Below are 17,717 nucleotides of genomic sequence, written 5' to 3'. Positions count from 1 at the left end.
TATTTCATTATTTAAAAGTTTTAGCTTAACTAAGCTAATGGGCGTTTTATATTGCGCCAATTAATATTCCCTGCCAGTAGCATTTCACGTAATGATAAAACACGCGGAATACTGCGCTTTGAAAACTGCCATTGGTGGCCACAACATGCTGCTGCTAAACTTATTTTACTCGGTTTAATTAATTGCGCATTTTGTTCTTCAAGGCTCTCGCCTAAAAAATCAAACCACCCTAGTTCGTTGCAATGCAACTTATTTTCAGACACCTGATCAATGCTGTCTATTCTAAGGTGCAACTTGTCATACTGGTTTACCACAACAGGAACAATCAGCCCCACTTTGGCATGTGCATGAAAAAAAAGTTCATTGGCTTGTTCATTTACATCGGGCGGTGTTGCTTTTTGTTTTTCGAGCCACGAGCCATTTTGTGCATCAAGCGTAAAAGGTGAATGCCCGTTTACTACAAGCGATGCAGCTCGTTCAATGTAATAAGGCAAACTTTTTAACTGCCTACGCAGCTTATCGGCATTAGGCTCAGCAACTAACCGCTGAACTTCTCGCTGATAAAATGCATTGCACAACTGCGCATAAAGCGCTTTTTGCGCATCAGTTTGCCAAATTTCAACTTGCTGCTGTTCACCAAGTGACTGATTTTTCGCGACCAATTGTTCTACTCAAAAACATTCAGATAACTGTTTTATAACACAGTACTGAATAGTTTTTAAGCATGCATAATAAATTAAGCGCTTGGCTTTTCACCTAACTTAGCTTTACCCGACTCTAAAAATTGCACAACACTGTTGCGTTTTTTACCAATTAGTAAACTGCCATCGGCTAAAAACATAAAATTTTGCCAATTACGTTTAAATACATCAAACGACGTCTCAATAATATTGTCGCGTGCCATACAAAAATAAACGGTGGTATTTGCTTCCCATCCTAAAAACTCTAAAATTTCTTGAGGTGGTAAAGCATCGCCATTTTCCCAAGCAGCTTCCCAGTTAACTTCACCACTAAAGCTTTTATCTTGACCGCACCACATACTGTCATCAAAAAAATCGGGGTGGTCAAACTCACGGCTTACCATTGTGCTCCAAAGCACCGCTGCGCGCTCGTCACTCATTGGTTTTATTTTAACTGCGTCATCGCTTGATACCGGAATGTCTTTATGGCGAAAAACCCACGCTTTTCTGTAATCATCTAACGAAATATAGTTCATAATATTGGCAAATTAGTTAGCATTCAAAGTGCAAACGTAAATTATACAAGAGATCAAAACATGACTACAGCAATAAAACCACTTTCACTCAAATCAGGTTTATATCAACACTACAAAGGCCCGCAGTACAAAGTTTTATATCAAGCAACCCATAGCGAAACAGACGAGCAGCTAGTTATTTACCAGGCCTTGTACGGTGAATTTGGTATTTGGGCACGGCCACTTAGTATGTTTTTAGAAACCGTTGAAAAAGAGGGTAAAACTATACCTCGTTTTGCCTACCTTGGACCTGCAGATTAACTGTGGCATTATAAGCCCATTCAATACTGCTCAGACCAGACAAGGGTAAACCGTGCAATTTAATTCTACTGACAATTACATCGCAAGCAGCTCGCTAAAACAGGCTGTAAATGCCGCCATTATGCTCGAAAAACCATTACTTATTAAAGGTGAACCAGGCACGGGTAAAACCATGCTGGCCGAAGAGCTTGCAAAAAGTTTAGATACCGAGCTTATCCAGTGGCACATTAAATCGACCACCAAAGCGCAGCAAGGTTTGTACGAATACGATGCCGTATCGCGCCTACGCGACAGCCAACTCGGTGACGAACGCGTACATAACATTGGCAACTACATTGTTAAAGGTAAACTGTGGCAAGCGTTTAACTATGCCGAGCTTAACGGTAAACGCCCTGTACTTTTAATTGATGAAATAGATAAAGCCGATATTGAGTTTCCAAACGATTTACTACTCGAACTCGATAAAATGGAGTTTCATGTTTACGAAACCAACGAGCGCATTGTAGCCAAAGAGCGCCCTATTGTGATCATCACTTCAAACAATGAAAAAGAATTGCCAGATGCCTTTTTACGCCGCTGCTTTTTTCATTATATTGATTTTCCAAGTAGTGACGAAATGCAGCAAATTATTGACGTACACTACCCCAACGTTAAGCAAGATTTAGTACGTCAAGCGCTAGAGGTATTTTTTAACTTACGTGAAGCCAATGGCCTTAAAAAGAAGCCCTCCACCAGCGAATTACTCGATTGGTTAAAGCTTTTACTGGCAGAAGACATAGATGCAAAAACACTGCACGACAAAACCCAAAAAGGCGGTTTAATGCCAATGTTTGGCGCGCTACTTAAAAACGAGCAAGACATAAGCCTAATCGAAAAACTCGCGTTTATGAGTCGTCGCTAAGATGTTGATTGCGTTTTTCTTCAAACTACGAGAATACCGCTTACCGGTAAGCCTGCGCGAACTACTCGATTTAATTAACGCCTTAAAAAAAGGCGTTATATTTGCTGACGTAGACGCCTTTTACCATTTAGCCCGTACCATAATGGTAAAAGACGAAACCCATTTTGACAGGTTCGATAAAGCCTTTAGCGACTATTTTAGCGGCATTGCCGACTTAGACCTACTCGAGAGCTTAAAGCAAAAGCACAACCTACCTGAAGATTGGCTACGCAAAGAATTTGAAAAACACCTAAGCGATGAAGAAAAAGCCCAGCTAAAAGCCATGGGCGGGCTCGACGAGCTAATGAAAACCCTAAAAGAGCGTTTACAAGAGCAACAAAAACGCCATGCTGGCGGCAATAAGTGGGTCGGCACTGGCGGCACATCGCCTTTTGGTGCCTACGGCTATAACCCAGAAGGCGTGCGTATAGGGCAAGACGGTAACCGCAACCGTCAAGCAGTAAAAGTGTGGGATAAACGCGAATACCGTAACCTCGATACCGACAGAGAAATTGGCTCGCGCACTATTAAACTCGCCCTTAAAAAACTACGTAAATTTGCCCGTACTGGCGCAAGCGACACCCTAGATTTAAACGAGACCATTCGCGCGACAGCAAAGCAAGGCGGCATGCTAGATGTAAAAATGGCACCCGAACGCCATAATGCCGTAAAAGTATTGATGCTATTTGATATTGGCGGCTCAATGGATGACTACATTCATACCTGCGAAGAGCTATTTAGCGCCGCCCACGGTGAATTTAAACACCTAGAGTTTTACTACTTTCATAACTGTTTATACGAACACGTTTGGCAAGACAATGCGCGCCGCCATTCAAACGTAATAGACACCATGACGCTGATTAATAAATTTACCAGCGACTATAAAGTAATATTTGTGGGTGATGCCACTATGGGCCCATACGAAATTGCCTACCCGGGCGGCTCGGTAGAGCATTACAACGAAGAGCCCGGCAGCGCATGGTTATCACGAATCACCAACCACTTTGATAAAGTCGCGTGGCTCAACCCACAACCGGTTGAACACTGGCCGTACTATCAATCAATTTATTTTATCAAGCAGCTAATGGATAACCGCATGTACCCGTTGAGTTTAGATGGGATAAGTAGCGCGATAAAAGAGCTGAGCTAGATATTAATTTACCTCGGCTCAGCGCTAGCAGCTGAACTTCAGGCGTGAGCCTATAACATTGTTGGGTGGCGACTTCGGCCTAACCAACCTTTTCAAAGTTACTTTAGGCGTAAGTGGGATAAGTGACGAAGCCGCGGCATCCGCCAAAAATGATGAATTAACTAGAAACAACCCACTTACCGAGTTGCAAATAACACTCGCATAAATTGCGCCATCGAAAACAACAAAATTATTGTACCCCGAAAGCTACTTAATACTCAATTTTAAGATGTTTATCAGCGGAGAACGGTTGAACATGAGGCTTCCTCCTAACTTCATTCATTAACTCCCAGTAACAGTTTTTCGTAAACTGGGTTTTTATATTACAAGGAATCAAGTACTTATAACTACCTTCATCCCTATTTATCCATGTATGACTACGCTGAAACTCTGGAAGCAAATATAAATGTATCCCCCAGCGAATATTATTTATCATTTCACAAAGGTAGCTAGCGTGGTAGCTTAATATGTCTGTATGAAACCTTTCATGGAAGTCTTCAAGCGCTAGGAATGATTCTTCTTCTGATATGTTTTTACCATTATTTTGAAATATTTTGCGCAGATCATTTGCTGTTTTAGTAAGTCTGCCAAGACTGTGCTTGCAGGTATTACCGCAGATTTTTATAAAATCAAAACGTCGAATTTTTAAGTCTATATTCAGCTCAATAGAAGGAAACCACGTATCTATGCTAACTTCTTCCTCAAGCCATTCTTTAAAAATAAAAACATTTTTTTCAAGACAGGCTATTGAGTTGCTAGCATTAAAGGATGGGCTATTACATACTTCTCTTAATGCCTTGAGGCAAGACGAAGAGTTATTAAATAAACCTTTATCAAGATTTGATAGGAAATCTACAAGTAAGATGTTAAAAACTTTTTTGTGAGTGCTTGACGAAAAACCTACGATTACATCAGTATTTCGTTTCGGGAAATTCATGGCCTCATGATTGACCATTTCATCTATTGCTTCTGTTATAACTTTCAGCTGAATAGTTTCAATTTCAATGGCGTTGTATTCCATAAAACCCTACAACTCAGCTATATGATTAAGCATCTCAGGATGTCGCTGCACAAGCTTTAATAAAGTTATCGCTTGCCCATTCGGTGCACTCCGTCCTTGTTCCCAGTTTTCGAGCGTTCTTGCTGAAGTATGTAAAATGTTTGCGAATACACCGCGCGACATATTAAATGTTTCTCTAATATTTACTATTTCATCAGGTGAGATAGCAAGATCGTTAATATCATTTACCGTATGAGTACGTAACGTAAGTTTTCCTTGTGAATGCGCTTTGGCGTCCACAAGTGCTGTAGTTAATTCTGAAAATAAATCACGTTTGCTCATTGCGCCACACCTCTAAGAATTCTTTTAATTGCTTTTTCTGATCTATTGTTAAATCGGTTACTTCGTTTTTACTGTAAATAGTGAGTAGATAAAAACGTCTTTTATCGTCCAAGTAATAATATATAACTCTTGAACCACCACGCTTACCCTTTCCTTTGCTCGCAACTCGTACTTTACGTAAGCCGCCTGTACCTTGAATCACATCGCCCTGTTTTGGGTTAACCATTAGATCTGCTTGAAATAAACGATACTCGTCATCACTCAAGTACAACTCTCGGTACTTTTCAAATATGTTTGATTCAACAAATAGGCTTTTCATACATTGAAGTATACGCAGATAGCGTACAAATTCAATTAAAGATTTTAAACGAGTGCGGCAGGTATCTCTTGCTTTAGCTAAAGCACGTTACTCATAAACAAGCTATATGGGTCTAGCTCATAATCACCAAATGGTTCGCACTCTTTAAAACCAAATTGAGTATAGAGCTTTTGCGCGGGCAAAAATGCCTTTGCTGTTCCAGTTTCTAAGCTTAACTTTTTGTAATCTCGCAGTGTTGCTTGCTCAATAATGTGCGTAAGTACCTTAGCCGCTATACCTTGGCGTAAATAGTTGCGTGAGGTGCGCATTGATTTAATTTCGTCATGTGTAGCATCGAAGGCTTTTAATGCGCCAACACCCGCCAAATTATTATCAATCCATAAGCTATAAAAGATTATATTGGGCTGAGTGAGTTTAGTTACATCCAGTGCATGTACGCTCTCAGCAGGTGAGTGTTTTAGCATATCGTTATGATGTGCTTGTAGTAACTTTATAACGTGTGGGTTTGAAAGCTCGCCTGTTCTTATATCCATTTATGCCTCATTTAAATTTTATGCTTTAGGGCTTTAACTAATGCACTTAAGTAAAGCCCTTAAGTAAATAGCAAAATTTAAGCTGCTAGTTTCCACACAACAAAGGCAGCAGCAAAACCGACTAAATACACTAGCCCTAACCACGTTAAGCTGCGTAATAGCACGCTGTGTTTAATGGCGGGCTCTGAGCGTACAAGGCTAAAGTTAAGCCATGCAAAAACGGGGGTGGTTACAAAAGCAAGTGTCATGGCAAAGGTAAGCATGGGGCCAAGGGCTGATTTAAAAAATAAAATAACGGCCATGCCAGCTAGTGCTTGTAGTACAAGCCAACTATTTAAGCTGTGTTTTGATTGCTTAAAACCAAGTAATTTGTGTGATTCGTTAAGTGTGCGTGCGTAGCCGTCAAGCACGGTAAGTGTAGTGCCAAACATACATAAAAAAGCAATGGCTGATACTAGCGGCCTTGCCCACTCGCCTATTGTGAGTGCGTACATATCGATAAGTTGTTTAGCAAAAGCAACACCGCCAAGCCCTATATTGCTGCTTTGCCCGTATTGCACCAGCACGCCTAAACTAAAAAATACTAATGCTAAGCACGCTGTTAACCAATACCCTACGTTAAAATCAAACAAGCCTTGGCTTTTAGTGACTGTTTGCTGGGCTTGTTTTTCTTTTAGCCAAAGCGAGCTAAGGGCTGATATTTCTATTGGTGCTGGCATCCATCCCATTAACGCGACCATAAAGCTTAGCATAGCCAGCTCGTAAGGTGATGGGCCAACATAATCAGCTGGCGCCATTGGGCCATTACTAAACGCAATAACCAGTGCAATAACTGTAGCTAACGTTAATAGCCCCATTATGCCTTTAGCAACGCTGTCTAGCGCTTTAAAGTGCCCTAACAATAATATTGCTAAGCATACACCGAGCAATATCCAACATAGCAGCGTTACTTCTATCACTATTGGCAACGCATAATGCAGTAAACTTGCTGTGAGCAGTAATACACCAGCGGTATTTACTATGGCTGCAAGTATGTTAAGCCCTATAAAGCTATAAAAATAAACGGGCCCTTTGTTTTTATAGCCTTCTACTAAGCTATTCTTAGTGGTTAAGGTGTATTCCATACCAAAACGAAAAAAAGGATATTTTAATACGTTTACCGCCAATATAAGCCAAAAAAGTTGCCAACCAAATAATGCGCCTGCTTGAGTTGATGCAACTAAGTGTGAGCCTCCAATTGCGGCGGTGGCCATTAAAATACCCGGGCCAAGAGCGCCTATACGAGATTTCCATATTGCTTGTGTTTGTTGCATTAATTTCTCAAATTGTGTGTGTTATGCGCTCTTTTTACTAATTTATTCAATTAATAATCTGCAAGAGCGAATAACTTACCTAAATTACAGGCAATAAAAAAGAGCCTAAAGGCTCTTTTTTATGTAACATTTTGACCGTTTATTTAAGATCCATCTCTTGGATGATCTCATGTGCTATTTCTGGTGTTGTACTAACAGGCTTTTCGTGTAAGTTTGCTTTTATTTGGCCTTTTCGATGTTTTAGTGCTGCATCGAGTTTTTTAGCTGCGCTTGCAATAGCTGGGTACATTACTTCGTTTTCCCCTTTTACTGATATTCGCGCACCTTCGTAATTAGTGCTAATTTCTGCTTGGATTTTATGATGCTCTTTAGACAAGATCATATCGAGAGAAATAAGTGATGGAAAATGGCTCTCAATTTTAGAAAATTTTTCGTTGATGTGCTCTCTAATAGAGTCAGTAACTTCAACATGGTGACCAGAAAGATTAATTTTCATAGGGTATCCTTTTATTTGTTACCTCATAAATAGTATTGGGGGCTATTTAGATTAACACAAGGAAAAAAGAGAGATTTTTGAGGTTTATTTACTCGTTTATCTGATTTAAATCATAGGTTGCGCAAACTTTATGCAAAGCCCATAAGGTATGGGCTTTCAGACGTCTAGCGTTTAGTCTGTGTAAGAACAGCAGTAATCGGCAAAGTCTGTTACTTTTACTTTAAAGCTTACGTTAGCATCTACATTAAACGATTCGCCCGCGTTAAATGTTTTCCACTCACTCTCGCCTGGTAATAAAATATCCCACTGACCACCTAACAAATCCATGAGTTCTTTTTTACTGGTATCAAATACAAATTCACCCGGCTGCATAAAGCCTAATGTTTTAGTTGTTCCATCGCTAAACACAACCGTACGGCTCGATACTTTACCGTCAAAATACACGTTTGCTTTTTTAACTACACTTACATTTTCAAACTGAGACATTTTAGCTCCTGCTATTAATTTAAATATTATGATTCATAAATTTTATCGCACTACCTTGCCTGATAGCTCACTTTCTTGCAAGAAAAGCGATACGGGGTAAGGTGAAGTTGTTTCATATAAGGCATAAAAAAACCCGCAAATATATGCGGGTTCTTAAATTGCTTAACTTACTTAATCAAAACGATTAAAAAAGTGCGTTTGCTTTGCTTACAATGTTTTCTACTGTGAAACCAAAGTGCTCAAATAGCTCGTTAGCTGGTGCAGACTCACCAAAAGTAGTCATACCAACTACTGCGCCATTTAAGCCTACGTATTTATACCAGTAATCTGCAATACCCGCTTCTACCGCTACGCGGCGTGAAACGCTTGCTGGTAATACGCTTTCTTTGTACTCAGGCGATTGATCTTCAAACGCATCAGTACATGGCATAGATACAACACGTACCTTTTTACCTTGGCTGCGTAATTCAGTAGCTGAATCTTGTGCCAATTGCACCTCAGAGCCTGTTGCAATAATAATTAGCTCAGGGTTGCCATCACAGCTTAGAATGTAACCACCCTTTTTAACATCGCTTAATTGTTGTGCGTCACGCGCTTGTTGCTCTAAGCCTTGGCGTGTAAATATTAACGATGTAGGACCATCTTTACGTTCAATAGCTTGTTGCCATGCAATTGCCGACTCAACTTGGTCACACGGGCGCCAGTTATATAAGTTAGGCGTTAAACGCATGCTGGCAATTTGCTCTACTGGTTGGTGAGTTGGACCATCTTCACCCAAACCGATTGAATCGTGCGTGTATACAAAAATGCTTGGTTGCTTCATTAATGCAGCCATACGCACTGCGTTGCGTGCGTACTCCATAAACATTAAGAACGTTGCACCATATGGAATAAACCCTTTATGAAGCGCAATACCATTCATAATTGCCGACATACCAAACTCACGCACACCGTAGTAAACGTAGTTTCCGCTTGCATCGTCAGCAGTTAGGCCTTTAGAGCCTTCCCAAATTGTTAAGTTTGATCCTGCTAAATCGGCAGAGCCACCCATAAATTCTGGTAATAATGGACCAAATGCATTTAATGCATTTTGTGACGCTTTACGTGACGCCGGGTTCGCTGGGTTTGCTTGTAACTCTTCAATATACGCTTGAGACTTTTCAGCCCAATCCGCAGGTAAATCTGAATTTGTACGGCGTTTGTATTCAGCGGCAAGCTCTGGGAATGCTTTTGCATAGGCTGCAAACTTTTTGTCCCAGCTTGATTCAAGCTCTTGGCCTTTAGCTTTTCCATCCCACTGTGCGTAAATGTCTTCAGGGATTTCAAAGGCATCGCCCGTCCAACCTAAAAACTCACGAGACGCTTTAATTTCGTCATCGCCAAGTGGTGCACCGTGACAGTCGTGGCTACCTGATTTATTAGGCGAACCGTAACCAATAATTGTTTTACAACAAATTAGCGTTGGTTTATCAGTAACGCTTTTTGCTTCTGCTATCGCAGCACTTACCGCATCGCTATCGTGGCCATCAACGCCGCTTATTACGTGCCAACCGTACGCTTTAAAACGTGCTGGTGTGTCATCGCTAAACCAACCTTCAACTTCACCGTCGATTGAAATACCGTTGTCGTCCCAAAAAGCAACTAGCTTACCTAGGCCTAATGTGCCGGCAAGTGAACAGGCTTCATGCGAAATACCTTCCATTAAACAACCGTCGCCCATAAATGCGTAGGTATGGTGATCGACAATGTCGTGCCCTTCACGGTTAAATTGTGCCGCAAGCGCTTTTTCAGCAATTGCCATACCTACCGCATTTGTGATCCCTTGACCTAATGGGCCCGTAGTAGTCTCGATACCTGGCGCATAACCATATTCTGGGTGACCTGGTGTTTTAGAGTGCATTTGACGGAAGTTTTTAATTTCGTCCAGCGGTAAATCATAACCACTTAAGTGCAATAAAGAATAGATAAGCATTGAACCGTGGCCGTTTGAAAGAATAAATCGATCTCGGTCTGCCCACTCTGGATTTGATGGATTATGTTTTAGATAATCGCGCCATAATACTTCTGCGATATCAGCCATGCCCATAGGGGCTCCAGGGTGACCAGATTTGGCCTTTTGTACTGCGTCCATTGACAAGACGCGAATAGCATTTGCAAGTTCTTTGCGAGATGGCATGAATTCTCCTACCTTATATATGTATTTGCGCGGGTATTTATGTGTTCGTTTATGTACTCAAATTATATGAGCACTGTTATAGCGACCATTCTTACTTATTGTGGGGGCTGTGTGCAATTAAAAACCCTATAAAAATGAGGTATTATGAATATTTTTTAAGACCATAATGTCATAACTAATTTTATTTAGACGTCTAGGCGTAAAAACACTATGCAAGGTGTTTTGTTTTAGATAAAATACGACCCTTAATTTTTTAGCGCTAATACCGACGTTTGTGAAGCGCAATATTTGTGAGCAGAAATACAATGGCAAAACATTTATTTACTTCTGAATCTGTTTCTGAAGGTCATCCGGATAAAATCGCCGACCAAATCTCTGATGCGGTTCTTGATGCTATCCTAGAGCAAGACTCTCATGCCCGCGTTGCGTGCGAAACATACGTGAAAACTGGTATGGTTATGGTTGGTGGTGAAATCACGACTAGCGCATGGGTTGATATAGAAGAGATTACACGTAAAACAGTACGTGAAATTGGCTACACGCATTCAGACATGGGTTTTGATGCAGACTCGTGTGCAATTTTAAACACAATTGGTAAACAGTCTCCTGATATTAACCAAGGCGTTGACCGCACTAGCCCAGAAGAACAAGGCGCTGGTGACCAAGGTTTAATGTTTGGTTACGCATGTAACGAAACAGAAGTATTAATGCCTGCACCTATCACGTATTCTCACCGTTTAGTTCAACGTCAAGCGCAAGTACGTAAAAGCGGCGAGCTTAACTGGTTACGTCCAGATGCAAAATCTCAAGTTACTTTTGCATACGAAAATGGCAAGCCAGTTGGTATTGACGCAGTTGTTCTGTCAACTCAGCACAGCGAAGATATCTCACAAAATGACTTAGTTGAAGCAGTGATGGAAACAATCATCAAGCCAGTACTTCCTGCTGAACTAATCACAAGCGCAACTAAATTTTTCATTAACCCAACAGGTCGCTTTGTAATTGGTGGCCCAATGGGTGATTGTGGTTTAACTGGTCGTAAAATCATCGTTGATACATACGGCGGTATGGCCCGTCATGGTGGTGGTGCTTTCTCTGGTAAAGATCCATCAAAAGTTGACCGCTCAGCTGCATACGCTGCACGTTACGTGGCTAAAAACGTAGTAGCTGCTGGCCTTGCTGATAAGTGTGAATTACAAGTGTCTTACGCTATTGGTGTTGCAGAGCCTACTTCAATCAGTGTTGAAACGTTTGGAACTGGTAAGTTAGAAGAAGCACGTTTAATCGAACTAATTCGCGAGCACTTTGACTTACGCCCATACGGCTTAATTCAAATGCTTGATTTAGAGCGCCCTATCTACCTTCCTACTGCAGCTTACGGCCATTTTGGCCGTGACGAATTCCCGTGGGAACGCACAGATAAAGCTGAAGCACTTCGCGCAGCTTCAGGTCTTTAAGAGCAAAGCAATAAAAAAACGGTCCTTTTAAGGGCCGTTTTTTATAGCTTCTTATTTTGTTTAACACTGCTAATTTATGGTTATACAAATAACTATTAATTGGTCCTCGAACTTTTTTATACTTTAGGTATATACTCATTAAATTATAAAGCTTTAGGGATATTTAAATGACCGATAATTTTCGCGTTATGTTTGCTGGACTCGCTGATAACGTTGACACAAAAACAGCGTGTACAAACCTAGCGGCAAAACTAAAGATCTCAGAAGAAAAAGTAGCCTTATTTTTTAATGGTAAGCCTTTATTTGCGCCTAGCGATAAAAACAAAGCGTTAAAACAAGCTAAGCTACTTGTGGGTTTGGGCATTAAAAGTAAACTTCAAGCGGTATCAACAAGTACAGAAAAAGCCACTCAAACGGTAAGTGATAGCCAGCGAGATGAACGTATTTTTGATGCGTTAGACTACATAACTAGCAGCTTAATTAGGTTAGAAGAAAAACTCGAAGACTTAGAACAGCGCCTACCCGAAAACCAAACAAAAAACCCTGAAGTAGATGAAGACGAATGGAAAGATGAAGAGCTATTGCTTGAAGATGAGCTAATAACTCAGCCTAAAAAACGCAGTAATGCATTGCTTTATTCGTTAATTGCTACGGTTGTTACGTTGCTTATTATACTTGCGGTGTACTTGGCGTTTCCTGATCTGGTTTCTTTTTAACTAAGTGGTAAGTTTACAAAATGAGCGAATCACGCGCCCAAATAAGAAAATCTATTCGCGAATTACGTAATAATCTGTCTAGTGAACAGCAAAATTTAGCATCTCAATCATTAAGTATGAATTTTATTCAATACTTAAAATCAAAAAAAACAGCTGAAAGTCAGCATATCGCCATTTATTTAAGCAATGACGGAGAACTTGATACTTCCTTGTTAATTAAAGAATTATGGAACTTAAATCATGTTATTTACCTACCAGTAATACACCCATTTAATGGCGCCACCTTATTGTTTCAGCGCTATGAGAAAAACTCACCCATGAGGGCAAATCGCTATGGTATCTTTGAACCTAAGCTAAATTGCAGTCAAATATGTCCTTTACCCAAGCTTGACTACTTACTTATGCCGTTAGTTGCATTCGATAATCAAGGTAATCGCTTAGGAATGGGAGGTGGGTTTTACGATAGAACGTTGGCTCGTTTACACAATGAAAACTGGCAAAAACCGCAACTTATAGGCCTTGCACATGAGTGCCAAAAAGTTGATTTATTACCAGTAGAATCTTGGGACGTACCACTTAAAACTATAATAACACCGAGCAAAAATCACTGCTGGTGATGTGATTATTCACATGCTTGCAGCACACGTTTGACATACAAGAGCACAAAATAATGACACAAGATGAATTAAAAAAAGCAGCCGCATGGGCTGCACTCGAGTTTGTAAAAGAAAACACCATAGTAGGTGTAGGCACAGGCTCAACCGTTAATCACTTTATTGATGCCCTTGGCACCGTTAAAGATACCTTGGTCGGCGCTGTATCAAGCTCTGAAGCCTCAACTGCACGTTTAAAAGAACTCGGCATTGAAGTATTTGAGCTAAACGAGGTAGATGCACTCGATGTTTACGTCGATGGCGCGGATGAAATTAACGCCCTAAACGAAATGATCAAAGGCGGTGGCGCAGCACTTACCCGTGAAAAAATTGTGGCTGCAGTTGCTAAGCAGTTTGTGTGTATTGTTGACGACACAAAACTAGTAGACACATTGGGGAAATTTCCGCTTCCAGTTGAAGTTATTCCAATGGCGCGCAGCTACGTAGCACGTGAATTATTGAAATTAGGCGGCGATCCAGTCTATCGCCAAGGTGTAGTTACCGATAACGGTAACGTTATTTTAGACGTATATAATTTAAATATTACCAATGCTAAACAACTTGAAACAGATATAAATCAAATTGTTGGCGTAGTTACCAATGGCCTATTTGCGATGCGTGGTGCTGATAAAGTAATTATCGGCACTAAAAATGGGCCTCAAATTAAATAGGATGAGGTTATGAGTAAGGTATCGTTAGCAAAAGACAAAATTAAAATTCTCTTGCTTGAAGGTGTGCACCAAAGCGCAGTTGAAACGCTAAAACGAAATGGTTACAGCAATATAGACTACGTTAAAACATCGTTGCCTGAAGACGAGCTAAAAGAGCGTATAAAAGATGCGCACTTTGTAGGTCTGCGTTCTCGTACTCATATTAATGAAGCTGTTTTAAATGCAGCGGAAAAGCTAATTGCTATAGGCTGTTTTTGTATTGGTACTAACCAAGTTGACTTAAATAGTGCTCGCCAGCGTGGTATTGCAGTATTTAACGCCCCATTTTCTAATACTCGCTCTGTTGCAGAGCTAGTACTTGGCGAAATTTTGCTTTTACTACGCGGGATCCCTGAGCGCAATGCTGCTGCCCACCGTGGTGAGTGGTTAAAAACAGCAACAGGCTCGTTTGAAGCTCGTGGTAAAACCTTGGGTATTATTGGCTATGGCCACATTGGAACGCAACTCGGTATCATGGCTGAAAACATTGGTATGAACGTCGAGTTTTACGACATTGAAGATAAGCTAACACTCGGTAATGCAAAACAAGTGCATAACTTGACTCAGCTACTTCAGCGATCTGATGTAATTAGTTTGCATGTGCCAGAAACACCGCAAACTAAAAACTTAATTGGTTCAGCTGAACTTGCTGTAATGAAACAAGGCGCTATTTTAATTAACGCCTCGCGCGGCACGGTAGTTGATATTGACGCCCTTGCAGAAGCACTTACTGAGAAAAAGCTAAGCGGTGCAGCAATCGATGTTTTCCCTGTTGAACCTAAATCTAACGATGAAGAATTTATCTCGCCACTACGCGACTTCGATAACGTTATTTTAACCCCGCATATTGGTGGTTCAACTCAAGAAGCTCAAGAAAATATTGGTATTGAAGTGGCAGGTAAATTAGCTAAATATTCAGATAACGGCTCAACAATTACGGCTGTTAACTTCCCTGAGGTATCTCTGCCAGAGCTTGCTAACCGCAGCCGCTTATTACACGTTCATCACAACCGCCCTGGTGTACTTACGCAAATTAACCAAGCGTTTGCGCAGCACGGTATCAATATAGCGGCTCAGTACTTACAAACTGATGAAGCAATTGGCTATGTGGTTATTGACGTTGATACCGACCACTCTGAAGTAGCACTAAAAGAGCTAAGTGCGGTTGAGGGAACAATTAGAGCGCGTATTCTTCACTAAACATTATCTATAATAAAAGCCGCATTTGATTAAACAAGTGCGGCTTTTTAAATTATGATTTAACAACTTATCGTGATTAGTCGCCCTTAACTTCTAAATTTATAAACTTAACCAGTTCTTCTGGCTTACCAGCTAGCATCATTAATTGCTGGTTAACTTCCATCATAGTTTGGCCTTCAGGTAGCTTTGCTGAAACAGTTAACGAATTTAAACCGCTTGCAAAGCTTGTTAACGCACTAGCAATTTCTTCCGTAATAGGTGCTTGCTCTAACTGCTGGGCTAGCATTGTTTGCATTTGCTCAATAGTCATACCTTGCTTTGAAAGCTCACTTTCAAATAACTCTTTAAGTTTCCCTTGGTTATTTATGACAAAGCTTGCGTTACGGGGTTCAAGTTTGCTCATTGCTTGCATCATACGTGTTTGTTGTTGCAGCTGCTGCTCATAAGTTAGAGGGGTATCGCCCGCTTGCTTTTGCTCTTTGCTCATAGCAAGCGACGTATCCATAAGCGGTTTAGAATTAGCTAATCCTATATCCATATTAAAACTAATCACATCTTTAGCATTGAGCTTAACAACCATATCGCTCTCACCCGACTCTTCATTATAATCTAAGGATGAATGCAGGTTGTAACTTGCTGACGCTAATATTGCGTTTGTGTCAGCTGGCAGTGTGGCAATAAAGTCTTTACTCAGTGTCAGGTTTTTTACATCAAGCGATGTATGCGGTGAAATTTTATCAGTTTCGTAGCCTTTAACTTCAATACTTTGAACGTTGGCAACACTCTCGCCCTCAGGGCTTATTACTTCCATGTTTGTAATTTCAACACTTTTTGAAATAACACTTGCTGATAAGCCAGCATATTTAAATGTTGCACCCGTTTGCTCACTCACCATGGCCAGCTGCTTGTCTACTTCAGCACGAACCTCTTGGGTTGCAACATAGTTAGCATAGCTAACGCCGCCAACACCTGTGGCAATAATCGCTGCTGCTATTATTAATTTTTTCATGTTATTTCCTTATTTTATTTTTTATAAAAATTGTACTTGCTTAAGAGTAACATTGCATAGCAACCGCTGTAAGCGTTAATTAATTAGGCTCAATAACTCATGTACCGTTTTTACTGGAGTTATTTTAGCGCCTAAGCCTTCCATTGATTTATGGTAATTACGAAACGGGATAAATATTTCTGTAAAGCCATGCTGCGCAGCTTCTTTGACTCGAGGTACACCGCTGTCTATTGGGCGGACATCGCCATTTAAGCTAAGCTCGCCCATAATACACGTTGTGCGTGGTACAACAAATTCATTCAAGCTACTAAGCAGTGCGGTAACGAGCGCTAAATCTATGCAAGTTTCTGACTCATCAATTTTTAAACCACCTACAATATTAAAAAAGGTGTCATGAAATATTTTAGTTTTTGTATGCTTGCGTAAAATACCGGTAAGCATTTTTATTCGGTTCATATTTAAACCCACACAGACGCGCTGTGGAAATTCAGCTTCGGTTTCTGTTGTTAAGCATTGTATTTCTAGTAATAAATTACGATTACCTTTACGGATACAGGTAATAGACGAACCCGGAGAGTCAGTTGTCGACCCCGACAAAAATATCTCACTTGGGTTGTCTACACTTAACATTCCGCGTTCACACATTTTAAAAATACCGACCGTATCAATATCACCAAAACGGTTTTTATTGGCACGTAAGGTACGAATTTGTCCATCATTAGTGTCTATGTGTAATAGCGCGTCAACAATGTGTACTAAGGTTTGCGGGCCTGCTATTTCATTGTTTTTATTCACATGAGCAATAATAAACATAGTCACGTCATTTTGCTTACAATACTGGGTAAGCGCTTGAGCTGCGCTTTTAACTTGTGAAGGTGAGCCCGGACTACCATTTGCTGTATCGGTAACAACAGCCTGAATAGAGTCAATAACTGCAAACTTAATTTTATTTTTATCGAGCTCTTCAATAATGGTTTCAACGCTAGTTTCTGAGAGTAAATAAAGCTCGTCGGCGTCATAGTCTAGCTTTAAGCGGTTAACGCGATTTTTAAACTGCGACAAAGATTCTTCTGCTGTACAGTATAGAGATGGCATACGCTTTGACATTCTTGCGACTAAGTCAGATAAAAGCGTTGTTTTACCCGCACCCGGATCGCCCGAAATAATATTTACCGAGCCCGTAGTAACACCACCACTTAACACACGATCCAGCTCACCTATATCAGTGAGTTGTTTTTCGGCTTCAACGGTCGCAATATCATTAATTTTTTTAGAACCACCACCAACTCCGCCGGCATAGCCGCCAACACTTGCTCTTGCTGCAGTTTTTTTGCTTTGCCCTGCTGAGGGTTTAAATTCAGCTAATGTGTTCCAAGCACCGCAGCGACATTGTCCCTGCCAACGTTGGTAATTCATGCCACACTCTGTACAAACAAACTCTACTTTTGCCGCTTTAGCCATTAATAACCTTATTTATTAATCATTGAATTTAAAAATACGTATTGTTTTGTTGTTATTTTGCCATTTCACCTATTTACATAGCAACATAGCTTGCCTGTGGAAATTTCTTAAGCCACAATCATTACCTAATTAACTGTTTTGCTTTTATATATCTTAGGGCACAGTTTTTGCTTTAAAATTGAATAAAAGTAACTTGCCAAT

Annotated in this window: 20 protein-coding genes; 8 read left to right on the top strand and 12 right to left on the bottom strand. The window is 40.5% G+C overall.

Annotated features, from left to right (window positions below; translation table 11 throughout):
* Positions 1-29: 29 nt before the first annotated feature.
* Positions 30-662, bottom strand: coding sequence for a hypothetical protein (locus tag KZZ04_RS01380; RefSeq protein WP_219421536.1), 633 nt, complete (start codon positions 660-662; stop codon positions 30-32).
* Positions 663-736: 74 nt separating this feature from the next.
* Entirely contained in the window at positions 737-1,216 is a 480-nt protein-coding gene (locus KZZ04_RS01375; protein ID WP_219421534.1) for a DUF2947 domain-containing protein, read from the bottom strand.
* A 60-nt stretch (positions 1,217-1,276) separates the two neighbouring features.
* Between KZZ04_RS01375 and KZZ04_RS01370 the strand changes: the two genes are divergently transcribed.
* The 3 genes from KZZ04_RS01370 to KZZ04_RS01360 are packed head-to-tail and all read left to right on the top strand — an operon-like array spanning position 1,277 to position 3,606.
* Positions 1,277-1,516, top strand: coding sequence for a DUF1653 domain-containing protein (locus KZZ04_RS01370; protein ID WP_138528875.1), 240 nt, complete (start codon positions 1,277-1,279; stop codon positions 1,514-1,516).
* 52 nt (positions 1,517-1,568) lie between these two features.
* A complete protein-coding gene (locus KZZ04_RS01365) occupies positions 1,569-2,417 on the top strand; it encodes a MoxR family ATPase (RefSeq protein ID WP_219421532.1) in 849 nt (282 codons plus the stop codon).
* 1 nt (position 2,418) lies between these two features.
* The gene (locus tag KZZ04_RS01360; protein WP_219421530.1) at positions 2,419-3,606 is read left to right on the top strand and encodes a VWA domain-containing protein; all 1,188 of its coding nucleotides are present in this window, start codon (positions 2,419-2,421) and stop codon (positions 3,604-3,606) included.
* A gap of 250 nt (positions 3,607-3,856) precedes the next feature.
* Here KZZ04_RS01360 and KZZ04_RS01355 read toward each other — a convergent pair whose 3' ends face one another.
* The 8 genes from KZZ04_RS01355 to tkt all read right to left on the bottom strand — a co-directional run bounded on the left by KZZ04_RS01355 (position 3,857) and on the right by tkt (position 10,310).
* Positions 3,857-4,666: a hypothetical protein gene (locus KZZ04_RS01355; protein WP_219421528.1), complete on the bottom strand. Its 810-nt coding sequence runs from the start codon at positions 4,664-4,666 to the stop codon at positions 3,857-3,859.
* A gap of 6 nt (positions 4,667-4,672) precedes the next feature.
* Positions 4,673-4,987, bottom strand: coding sequence for a DNA-binding transcriptional regulator (locus KZZ04_RS01350; protein ID WP_219421525.1), 315 nt, complete (start codon positions 4,985-4,987; stop codon positions 4,673-4,675).
* Positions 4,974-5,306, bottom strand: a complete 333-nt coding sequence (locus KZZ04_RS01345; protein WP_219421523.1) for a type II toxin-antitoxin system RelE/ParE family toxin — start codon at positions 5,304-5,306, stop codon at positions 4,974-4,976. Before KZZ04_RS01345 ends, KZZ04_RS01350 begins: the two co-directional genes overlap by 14 nt.
* A gap of 77 nt (positions 5,307-5,383) precedes the next feature.
* Positions 5,384-5,839 carry a GNAT family N-acetyltransferase gene (locus tag KZZ04_RS01340; protein ID WP_219421521.1) on the bottom strand — a complete coding sequence of 152 codons (456 nt, stop codon included), beginning with the start codon at positions 5,837-5,839 and terminating at the stop codon, positions 5,384-5,386.
* 77 nt (positions 5,840-5,916) lie between these two features.
* Positions 5,917-7,152: an NRAMP family divalent metal transporter gene (locus KZZ04_RS01335; protein WP_219421519.1), complete on the bottom strand. Its 1,236-nt coding sequence runs from the start codon at positions 7,150-7,152 to the stop codon at positions 5,917-5,919.
* Positions 7,153-7,291: 139 nt separating this feature from the next.
* Positions 7,292-7,648 carry a ribosome-associated translation inhibitor RaiA gene (gene raiA, locus KZZ04_RS01330; protein ID WP_058403037.1) on the bottom strand — a complete coding sequence of 119 codons (357 nt, stop codon included), beginning with the start codon at positions 7,646-7,648 and terminating at the stop codon, positions 7,292-7,294.
* Between the two features lie 171 nt (positions 7,649-7,819).
* Positions 7,820-8,134, bottom strand: coding sequence for a pyrimidine/purine nucleoside phosphorylase (locus tag KZZ04_RS01325; RefSeq protein WP_219421518.1), 315 nt, complete (start codon positions 8,132-8,134; stop codon positions 7,820-7,822).
* A gap of 184 nt (positions 8,135-8,318) precedes the next feature.
* Complete coding sequence (tkt, locus tag KZZ04_RS01320) at positions 8,319-10,310, bottom strand: transketolase (RefSeq protein WP_219421516.1); 1,992 nt, start codon at positions 10,308-10,310, stop codon at positions 8,319-8,321.
* Positions 10,311-10,615: 305 nt separating this feature from the next.
* Here tkt and metK point away from each other — a divergent pair, with 305 nt between their 5' ends.
* The 5 genes from metK to serA all read left to right on the top strand — a co-directional run bounded on the left by metK (position 10,616) and on the right by serA (position 15,046).
* Positions 10,616-11,767: a methionine adenosyltransferase gene (gene metK, locus KZZ04_RS01315; RefSeq protein WP_058403040.1), complete on the top strand. Its 1,152-nt coding sequence runs from the start codon at positions 10,616-10,618 to the stop codon at positions 11,765-11,767.
* Between the two features lie 167 nt (positions 11,768-11,934).
* Positions 11,935-12,483 (top strand): hypothetical protein, encoded by a 549-nt coding sequence (locus KZZ04_RS01310; RefSeq protein WP_219421514.1) that lies wholly within the window; start codon positions 11,935-11,937, stop codon positions 12,481-12,483.
* Positions 12,484-12,503: 20 nt separating this feature from the next.
* Complete coding sequence (locus KZZ04_RS01305) at positions 12,504-13,100, top strand: 5-formyltetrahydrofolate cyclo-ligase (RefSeq protein WP_219421513.1); 597 nt, start codon at positions 12,504-12,506, stop codon at positions 13,098-13,100.
* A 53-nt stretch (positions 13,101-13,153) separates the two neighbouring features.
* Complete coding sequence (gene rpiA / locus KZZ04_RS01300) at positions 13,154-13,807, top strand: ribose-5-phosphate isomerase RpiA (protein ID WP_219421511.1); 654 nt, start codon at positions 13,154-13,156, stop codon at positions 13,805-13,807.
* Between the two features lie 9 nt (positions 13,808-13,816).
* A complete protein-coding gene (serA, locus tag KZZ04_RS01295) occupies positions 13,817-15,046 on the top strand; it encodes a phosphoglycerate dehydrogenase (RefSeq protein ID WP_058403044.1) in 1,230 nt (409 codons plus the stop codon).
* A gap of 76 nt (positions 15,047-15,122) precedes the next feature.
* Here serA and KZZ04_RS01290 read toward each other — a convergent pair whose 3' ends face one another.
* On the bottom strand, positions 15,123-16,055 hold the full coding sequence (locus KZZ04_RS01290; protein ID WP_219421509.1) for a hypothetical protein: 933 nt from the start codon (positions 16,053-16,055) through the stop codon (positions 15,123-15,125).
* 75 nt (positions 16,056-16,130) lie between these two features.
* Entirely contained in the window at positions 16,131-17,516 is a 1,386-nt protein-coding gene (gene radA / locus KZZ04_RS01285; protein ID WP_058403046.1) for a DNA repair protein RadA, read from the bottom strand.
* Between the last annotated feature and the right edge of the window lie 201 nt (positions 17,517-17,717).

Origin of the sequence: Pseudoalteromonas sp. CR1, assembly GCF_019392235.1 — a bacterium.
GTDB lineage: Bacteria > Pseudomonadota > Gammaproteobacteria > Enterobacterales > Alteromonadaceae > Pseudoalteromonas.
This window is presented reverse-complemented; position numbering and strand designations above follow the sequence as displayed.